The sequence below is a fragment of the Chondromyces apiculatus DSM 436 genome, assembly GCF_000601485.1.
Taxonomy (GTDB): Bacteria; Myxococcota_A; Polyangia; order Polyangiales; family Polyangiaceae; genus Chondromyces; species Chondromyces apiculatus.
The window spans coordinates 35,923-44,719 of sequence record NZ_ASRX01000095.1; the positions used below are offsets into that span (position 1 = coordinate 35,923).

The 8,797-nt window shown below is 69.7% G+C and carries 6 protein-coding genes and 1 pseudogene; 5 read left to right on the forward strand and 2 right to left on the reverse strand.

Translation table 11 applies throughout. The annotated features are described in order from the left end of the window. The first annotated feature begins 8 nt into the window (after nucleotides 1-8). Entirely contained in the window at nucleotides 9-911 is a 903-nt protein-coding gene (locus CAP_RS38780; protein WP_052376745.1) for a hypothetical protein, read from the forward strand. Between the two features lie 91 nt (nucleotides 912-1,002). Further along, entirely contained in the window at nucleotides 1,003-4,173 is a 3,171-nt protein-coding gene (locus tag CAP_RS46540; RefSeq protein ID WP_052376746.1) for a serine/threonine-protein kinase, read from the forward strand. Between the two features lie 62 nt (nucleotides 4,174-4,235). Here CAP_RS46540 and CAP_RS38790 read toward each other — a convergent pair whose 3' ends face one another. Both CAP_RS38790 and CAP_RS49325 read right to left on the reverse strand, forming a co-directional pair. Then, entirely contained in the window at nucleotides 4,236-4,604 is a 369-nt protein-coding gene (locus CAP_RS38790; protein WP_156041531.1) for a hypothetical protein, read from the reverse strand. Nucleotides 4,605-4,689: 85 nt separating this feature from the next. Beyond that, on the reverse strand, nucleotides 4,690-5,814 hold the full coding sequence (locus tag CAP_RS49325; RefSeq protein ID WP_081865720.1) for a trypsin-like serine peptidase: 1,125 nt from the start codon (nucleotides 5,812-5,814) through the stop codon (nucleotides 4,690-4,692). A gap of 289 nt (nucleotides 5,815-6,103) precedes the next feature. On the opposite strand from CAP_RS49325, the gene CAP_RS38795 reads away from it, so the two are divergent. The 3 genes and pseudogenes from CAP_RS38795 to CAP_RS52980 form a co-directional block, all read left to right on the forward strand. Beyond that, nucleotides 6,104-7,822, forward strand: coding sequence for a sigma-54-dependent transcriptional regulator (locus tag CAP_RS38795; protein ID WP_231511953.1), 1,719 nt, complete (start codon nucleotides 6,104-6,106; stop codon nucleotides 7,820-7,822). Nucleotides 7,823-8,023: 201 nt separating this feature from the next. Then, on the forward strand, nucleotides 8,024-8,260 hold the full coding sequence (locus CAP_RS38800; RefSeq protein ID WP_156041532.1) for a hypothetical protein: 237 nt from the start codon (nucleotides 8,024-8,026) through the stop codon (nucleotides 8,258-8,260). Between the two features lie 42 nt (nucleotides 8,261-8,302). Beyond that, nucleotides 8,303-8,797 (forward strand): annotated as a pseudogene (locus tag CAP_RS52980) (hypothetical protein); the annotation flags it as partial.

An 8,797-nucleotide genomic window follows, 5' to 3' on the forward strand; every position in this document is an offset into this window, starting at 1 on the left:
GACTTCACGTGCCGCACCGCCACCGTGCCCACCTGCTGACGCTCTCCGCGCTCCCGCGGCTCGCGCGGCTCGCGCGGCTCGCGCGGCTCGCGTCGCTCCCGCTGCTCGCGAGCGGCGCGCTCTCCCTCATCGCTTGCGGGGGCGCGGCGGTGCCAGCGGCAAGTGCGAAGGTCCCCGTCACCGTCGTCGAGGTCGCGCGCGTCGCCCCGCCCGCCGGGGACATGAAGCCCGCGCAGGCCGTCATCGAGGAGGATGCGGCCGAGCAGGATGCCGCCGAGGAGGGCGCCATCGCGGAGGTGCCGACGCCTCCTCGCGCTGCCGGCAAGTACGACGCGCAGGTCGCGGCCCTCGAAGCGCAGCTCTCCCAGCTCAAAGACATGCACATCCTCGGTGCGCTTTCCGACAGCGATCCCCTCGGCGGCAGTGTTGTCGGTGGATCCGGCGCGCTCAGCGGGGCCGTCTCTTCGGGGCTCGGGCAGGCAGGTCTCGGCGCTGGTGCTGGTTCCGGAGCTGGTGCTGTCGGAACTGGTACGCTGAGCACGGGTGGATCTCCGCAAGGCTCCCCCCAGGCTTCGGCGAATGCCCGGGTGAGGCTCACCGCGCATGCGGGGGGGCAGGTGGCCAACGCCGCGACCGTGCTCGCCGGCATGACCGCCGGGTTCCGGCGCTGCTTCAACCGCGAACTCACCCGGAACCCGGTCACGTCCGACGGCAAGATCTTCTTCACGGCGAGCGTCGGTGCCAACGGTGAGGTGCTTTCCGCCACGCCAGCGCCAGGCCACCGTCTGGCCCTCGCGGTCGTGGCGTGCGTGACCGCGCGTTTCTACTCCGCGCAGTTCGCCCCTCCGAGCGGCCCTGACGCGACGCTCACCGTCGAGGTGACGTTCGTGAAGTCCCTGCCCGGGCCCTGAGGGAAGGGTGCATCTCGATACGTGGCTGTTCGGCGGGAGCGGTTGACGCGTTTTCCCGCAGCCGAATACACTCGTCCGTTGGTGACGTGTCGTGAGTGACGGCAAGCGCCCTGCGTCGAACGGCGAGGCACACGACGAGATCCGGCAGCCCGTAAGCATCGGCCGCCGCGAAGCGAGCCGCGTGGTCGCTGGTCGCTACCGGCTGAAGGCCCAGATCGGCCGTGGGGGGAGCGGTGAGGTCTGGGAGGCTCACGATCTGGTCACCGGCGACGATGTCGCGCTCAAGTTCCTGAATCACTCCCCGAACGCACATGCAGCGCGCGTTCGACGCGAGGTGAGTGCGCTTCGGCTCCTGCAGTTACCTGGGGTGGTGCGCTTCATGGATGAGGGCGTGGACGCGGACCGCGCCTTCCTGGTGATGGAGCGGCTCGAAGGTCGGCCGTTCCCTGGCGGGCCATCTCCCTCCACGTGGCCTGCCATCGCGAGCACCGCCATCGCCCTTCTCGAGACCCTGGCGAGGATCCACGGCGCCGGCGTGATCCACCGCGACCTCAAGCCGGGGAACATCCTGGTGAGCGCCGATGGACGTCCGACGGTGCTCGACTTCGGGCTCTCGTACGTCGAGTCGCCCGTGCATGCCCGCGAGGCGCTCACCCTGGAAGGCGACGTGCTGGGGACGCCGGCCTACCTCGCGCCAGAGCAGATCGTCGGGGATCCGGTCACTCCCCGGACCGACCTCTACGCCTTCGGCGTCATGCTCTACGGGGCGCTCGCGGGGAGGCTGCCCCATGAGGCCAAGGACTGGATGGGCCTGATGCGGGCGCGGATGACCCAGCGGCCGAAGCCCCTCCAGCAGCTCGCCGCGGAGGTGCCGGGCGCCGTCGCAGAGGTCGCGCAGCGGTTGCTCGAGGTCGAGCCCGAGGCCCGGCCTCGCTCGGCGGCCGAGGTGCTGGCGATGCTGCGCGGGCAGCCGGTGCTGACGGGGATCAAGCTGCCATGGCTCGGGCCGGAGGCACCGCTCGCCGCGCTGCGCGAAGCCGTGGTCCGCGGGAGACCCGTGGACGTGAGCGGGCCGCGCGGCATGGGGAGGACGCGGTGCCTGGAGGAGATCGCGGAGGAGGTGAGCGCTCAGGGAAGACCGGTGTGCTGGGCCGGCGCAGGGTCGCTTCCGTTCTCGAGCCTCGCGGCGATCACGGGAGAGCCCGAGGAGCAGAGGGACCTCCGGTTCGCCGAGGTGCGCGCGCGCATCGAGCGCCGGCTCCGTGACGCGCTCGCCGAAGGGACGGTGCTCCTCGTGGACGGCCTCGACCGGCTCGACTGGGCGTCGGCGCACCTGATCGCGCGGTGCCGCGCCGAGGGGGCGGTGATCCGTGCGCTCGACGAGGCGCAGGCGGAGGGAGCGGTGATCCGTGCGCCTGACGAGGTGGAGGTCGAGGAGCAGACAGGTGCGCGTGGCGTCGAGAGCCAGCCGGCGCTGCGCCTGCTGCCGCTCACGGAGGAGGCGTTGCGCGGCCTCTTTGCCGGACCAGATCGGCTCCTCCACCTGCGCGAGGACGCGGCGCGGGAACTCTGGAGGCGGACCGGAGGGATCCCGGCGCGCGTCGCCCACGAGGTGACCGCGTGGGTGCGAGGAGGGCTCGCGCGGTGGAGCGCTGGCCGGCTCGTCGTGGGCCGCGACGCGCTCGACCTGCTCGATACGGGGCTGAGGGTGACGCCGGCGCTGCTCGCGCAGGAGAGGATGTCTGCGCCACGGGCGCCGCTTCTGGAGGAGGTGCTCACCTGGATCTCGCTGGCCAATCACCACGTCGACGTGACGCTCCTCGCGGAGGTGACAGGTCACCTGCCGTGGCGGGTGGAGGCCGCCATCGCGGAGCTCGGGGCGCGCGGCGCGCTGCGCGTCCATGGAGACGGTCGCATCGAGCCCCTCTCTGCGGACCGCAGCGACGAGAGCTGGCCCTGGGAGCGCCGTCGCGCCGCCCACCTCGCGCTCGCCGGGGCGATGCCCACGGGCGCACCGGGGCGCTTGTTCCACTTGCTGTCGGCCTGGGACGAGCGAGACGCGCAAGCAGCGGCCGCCATCGCCCGCGACGCTGGCGAGGCCGCGCGGCTCCTCGCGCAGGACGGCTATGTCGGCAAGGCCGTCGTCCCGCTCGCCGAGGGGCTGCGCGCCCTCCGGCGCCTGTCGCCGCTCCCCACCGAGGAGGTCGTGGCGCTCCTGTCGCAGTGGACCGAACTCGCGCTGGCCGAGGCCACGCCGCGCGCCCTCGACCGGGTGCTCTACGAGATCTGCCGGGTGGAGCCGCAGACCGACGCCCTCGCGCACCTGGAGGGCCTGGTGCGCGCCGCGCTCGCGGTGCACGTGTGGACCGATCGGGCCCTCGCCATGGCCGAGGCGATCGCGCCGTCGTCGAGCCCGGGCCTGGAGCGCGGGCGCCATGCCGTGCGCGTCTCCGCGGCGCGTCGGTGCTCGCTCGACCGGGAGGAGGCCATCCTGTCGGATATCGTCCGCAGCACCGAGGCGTCGATGGACCCGGACGTCCGCGCGAGCGTCGCCGGCTGGCTCGGGCGGCTGCGTTACCGGCAGGGGCGCTTCGAGGAGGCTGCTGCGCTCCAGGCCGAGGCCGCGCGCGTCGCGCGCTGGACCACGGTCCGCATCGCCGCCCAGCTCAACGGCGCATCAGCGCTGATCGAGGGCTTCGCGCTGGGCGAGGCCGAGGCGCTCCTGCGCGACGCCCTGGCGCAGGCGCAGCAGTGCCGGCACACCCTGTACGAGGCGCGCGCGGAGTGGCTCCTCCGGGCTGTTGCCTACAGGCGCGGGACCGCGCAGCAGCCGGACGTCGAACTGCTCGAGGCCTTCGCGCAGGCGGGTCTGAGCGAGATGGAGGGCTTCGTCTGCCTCAACGAAGCCGTGGTGGCGTGGAGGTCGGGGCTGGGGGGGATGGCGCTGGATCTCGCGCAGCGCGCCAGGAAGATCCTCGCGCCGCTCGGTGAGCCCTGGGGTGAGCTGCTGGCGAGCTGCCTCGCGCTGGTGTGTGGGGGCGAGCTGCGCGACGGCGAGATCGCGGTCCTCGTGGGCCGGGGGCAGCGCTGCCCGTTGCCGCGCACCAGCGCTCAGGTGCTCGCGCTGCTGGCCATCTCAGGGCGCTGGGTCCCCACTGGCAAGGTCGACCTCGCCGCGTTCAGCGCGAGGATCCCGGCGCATGCCGGAGACCTCCGCATGGAGGTGCTTTCGCCTGCGGAGGTGATCGCGGCATTGCGGTGATGGCTGCCCCGTGAGGCGCCAAGTGCGGCGTGGTCGCTTCGGTACGCGCGGTGTGCCCGCCGCTAGCGAGCTTCCTCGCTATCGTCAACGCGCTGCATGTGAATGAGTTCCGAATTCTCGCGCACGTCTGCCTTGAAGGCCGCGAGGGTTCCGGGGCCCTGATAAATGAAATTCAGGCTGATGTCTCTGCTGTGCCGGTTGTCATCCACGCTCGAAGGGTATTTGTACTTGGCGCTCGGTTCGTTGAAGAGTTCCCAGTACTCATCGATGGCCAGGTCGTCGACGAACACGCGGGCGACGAGCTTGCCGTCCTGTTTCACGTGGTAATAGCCCGGGTCGATCTCCTTGCCCGGTCCGCTGTTGGTACCCTCATTGGAGGGAGAGTAGCTCTTGATGAGCACTGTTGCTTTTTTCTTCATATCAGGGGCCATTGTTGTCCGTTCTTTCTAAGATTGAATCACCGTGAATTGAAACCGATCGTGAGACTGTTTTGAGGCACCAACGGGGTCGAACGTATCAATGTGCTGGGATGCTCCCGAAAAAGACGTCCGACTTCAGGATGATCTCGCCGTTGCAAGCAGGAGCCGGGACCATGCTAGTCCCATTCCAAGTGCATTGCAGCTCACGGATGCATTGGCGCCTGGGCCTAGGGGGGCGTCCTTTCAAATCGTCGTCCCCGTCCACGTACATTCCGATGACCTCGCCGCGCCAATTGAAGACAGGTGAACCCGAGTTGCCTATGAGGCCGTCGATGCCCGCGCGGAACGTCGCACTGTCATTCTCCATCAGGAGGACAGTCGATTTTCCAGAATAGACAACCGGCAATCCGAGCGGATGTCCAATCGTATGGACCGAATCGCCGCGATACTCCTGACTTCGGGCCCGTACATCCGCCTTGGGAAGGACCACGAGCGGGTCGACCCCTGGCACGACTCTGCTCAGGCGGAGTAGCGCCCAATCTTCATGAAGCTTCTGGCCAGCATCCTTCTCAAGCTCCGCTCCTTCGGGCTCCAGGGGTATCAGTTCATAGACATCATTATTAAGATCGAACGAGGTAGGAGGATAGTCACTCTCTTTCGTGGCGTAGCCAAAGATTGCCACCTTGTTCCTCCATTTACCTTCGTCTACGCAGTGCCTCGCGGTGGCGAGGATGTTTTTGCGTACGAGGAACCCCGTGCATGCGTTCTGGACTCTGGGCAAGTTGAGGACCGTCGTGTCATCGCAGAACATGTCGCGTGGTGCTCGCCGCACCATCGTCAACGTGAGCGTCTGGCCCGTCTTCGTGTGATCTTCGCGGCGGGTGATGAGGGCGACCGCCCTCATGTGCTTCAAGATGCGCAGGAGTCGATGGGAAGTCTCGCGATCGTCCTGATCCCATCGGACAAACATTGATTTGTTGGTCATCTTCTCGTTGCCGCCAGGCGTGGGAGGAGCCTCCAGGTGCGCCTCGGCGGTTTCGATCGTTTTCGAGGCCCCCTGCGTGTGTGCGTGCGAGTCGTCCGGTTTCCCCTCATTGCACCCGGCTGCGACGAGGGCGAGCGCGGCACCGACGGCCCAACGCCCCCAGCGCCTCCCGACAACACCACAATCCCTGCCGCTCCCTTCCACCGGACGTGCGGTGGCCTCTGCGCGATCTCGCATGGCGCTTCTCTCCCCCTCGAGGTCCGTTCCTCGGTGCCAGGCTCTGTTCCGGCGTGGTGTGGAGAAGGTCAGCAAGTGCTGTGCCGCCTCTCTCGGCCGCCCTGCCGCGCCGCCGCCTGCACCCTGCACCCTGCACCCTGCACCCTGCACCCTGCACCCTGCACCCTGCACCTGCACCCGGCGCGCGTCGGGGCTGTGCCCCTCGGTCCCTCGCGTTAGAGTACGTTGACCTCTCCCCTACACAGGCCGGCGGGAACCGCACCCCTTGGAACTGCAGATCCATGCGCTCGTGAGCGCTCTCAGGACAGTGACGACCTTCGACGAGGCTGCGGAGCGCACCCTGCGCGCGATGATGGGCCTCGCGGAAACCGCGCTCGCGGCGACACCCTATGCCCGTCGTGGCAGGTTCCTCCGCGGCATGGTCCACCTCCGCCCTGGAGATGGCTATCGCGGCCTCGTGGTGGTGGACGCCGACGGGGCGACCCAGGCTCCGGCGGCGGGGCCGCGCACGCCGCACCTCCCCTCGGCGACGGCGTGGCGGTGGGCCTCTCAGCAAGGGCGCGCCGTGGCGATCGACGTGCTCCTCGGCACGGTCACCGTCGCGGCAGGCGGGGTGGCGATGCTCCCGGAGGGTTCCAGGGGTGAAGCGTTCGAGAGCGGCGAGAGCCAGGGGCGGCTGCTCGGCCGCGACGCCACGCACCTCTTCGTGGTGCCCCTCCGCGCGCCCGGGGGCCGCGTGGACGGCATGGTCTCGATCGAGGCCGACTGCCGCGCCGCCATGGGCAAGGACTTCATCTGGCCGGAGTGCGGCCCCGGGCTGGAGCTGATCGCCGATGTCGCAGCCCCGCACCTGATCACGCTACCGCTCCGCCAGCGCGCGGCGCCGCAGCCGGACGCCCTCCTGCCAGTCATCGGGGCCTCGACGGCAAGCCTGGTGGACATGCTGAGGGTCTTTGCGCGGCAGGACGAGACCGTCCTCCTGAGCGGTCCGACCGGCGCCGGCAAGTCGAGGCTCGCGCGCTGGTGCCACGAGCAATCGAGCCGCAGGGGCCAGCCCTTCGAGGCCCTGGACCTCGCCGCGGTGCCCGACGACCTGCAGATGGCCGAGCTTTTCGGCTGGAAGAAGGGGGCCTTCACGGGGGCCGTGAAGGACACCTACGGCGCCATCGCCCGCGCCGAGCGGGGCACGCTCTTCATCGACGAGATCGACAAGCTCTCCCTCAAGGCCCAGGCGGGCATGCTCCGGGTGCTCGAAGAGCGCCTCTACCGCCCCCTCGGCGAGGGCGCTGGCGAGCGCTCCGCCGACGTCCGCTTCATCGTGGGCACGAACGCGAACCTCCACGCCGCCTCCGGCAACGGGCAGTTCCGGGAGGACCTCTACTACCGCATCAACGTGCTCCCCGTGCGCGTCCCCGCCCTGAAGGACCGCCAGGACGAGATCCTGCGCTGGGCCGAGCACATGCTCGAGCGCCGCCACCGCAGCAGTTGCCCCGAGGGCACCTCGCGCATCGCCCAGGAGGCCGAGCGCGTGCTCGTCGCCCACCCCTGGCCCGGCAACCTGCGTCAGCTCGACAACATCGTCCGCCGCGCCTACGCGCTCTACCTGATGGAGCAGCCGGCACCCCCGAAGGATTGCTTCCTGGAAGCACGCCACCTCGCCGAGGCGCTCGCGTACGAAGGGGGTGCGGGGGTGCGGCCCCTGCTGGAGCTGCTCCAGCTCGCGGCGACCTCGTTCGTGAGCGAGGCCGAGCGCCGCCGGGCACGCCACGAGACCCTGGATCTCGACCACGCCGACGCGCTGCGCGGCTTCGTGCTCGGGGTGGCCACCCAGAAGCTCGGGAGCAAGGAGGAGGCGTTCCGGCTCCTCGGCCGCGAGGGGGTGGTGCAGAACCGCAACCACCAGAAGACCCTCAAAAAGGAGCTGGAGCGCGTCGAGGCGCTCTGCCGGGAGCTGGGGCAGCCCGGCGCCTCGCCCTTCGCTGGCCTGAGCGCGACCGAAGAGCGCTGACCCCGGCGGCGCGTCGCGCTGAACGCGGCGACGTTCGTGCGGACGCAGAGGACGGAGCCCGCCGTCCCTGTCGCCTCCGCGCGGCCCTGCGGACCAGCGACGTGGCGAGGATTCCACCCCGGTATGCCCCTTGCTGTTCCGTGTCCCGCGGGCGGCGCCCACGCCATCCGCAAAGGAGCAGCGCGACCGATGGTCCGGCGCATGAGCATGAAGCCCGGCGCGGTCCAGATGTGGGTGGTGATCGTGCGGGCATCTTCCCACCGCGCCTCTCTGCTGGAGGCGCTGGGAGCGGAGCTCGAAGCGCTGGGCCCATCGATGCGCCTGGGAGAAGGCGAACTCGGGTTCTTGGTACGAGGTGACGAGGCGCTCGCCGAGCGGACGCGCAGTCACCCCGACGTGCTGGATGTCTTCCCCCGAGAGCCGCCCTCAAGCCATTGAGCTTCGCGGATTCGAGGGATTCTCGCGTGGAGAGGTGATTCAATGAAACAATCGTGGCGGGTGGCGCCTTTCGTGGCCATCGCCCTGAGTGCGGGGCTCGGGGCGTCCAGTTGCAGTCTGGTGGAACCTTACCTCCTCGTCTCGGAGGCGAGCCGACAGCCTGAATCTTCTGATCTCGGCAGGATCGTGCTGCTGGAGCAGCGTGGCGGCCGCTATCTCCGGATCTACATCGACGGAGGAAAGCCGTCCTTCTCCGGGGGCTCGGCGGGTGACACCGGAGAGGGCGCGTCGTGCATCCCTGCACCCGCAGACGGCACGCTCTTCTTCTTCAATGTGACGCTCACCCGTGACGAGAGCGTCCTCTACGTGGACCTGCTCGGCGAGCCCACCAGCGAGAGTGACGCGTGCAGCGGTGAGCGGCTCAACGGCAAGTTCCTGCTCATCGCGAAGAAGGATGATCAGACGACGCCTGGGGGCGCGGAGGGCACGGGGGGTGCGGGAGGCGCGGGGGGCGCGGGGGGCGCGGGAGGCGCGGGA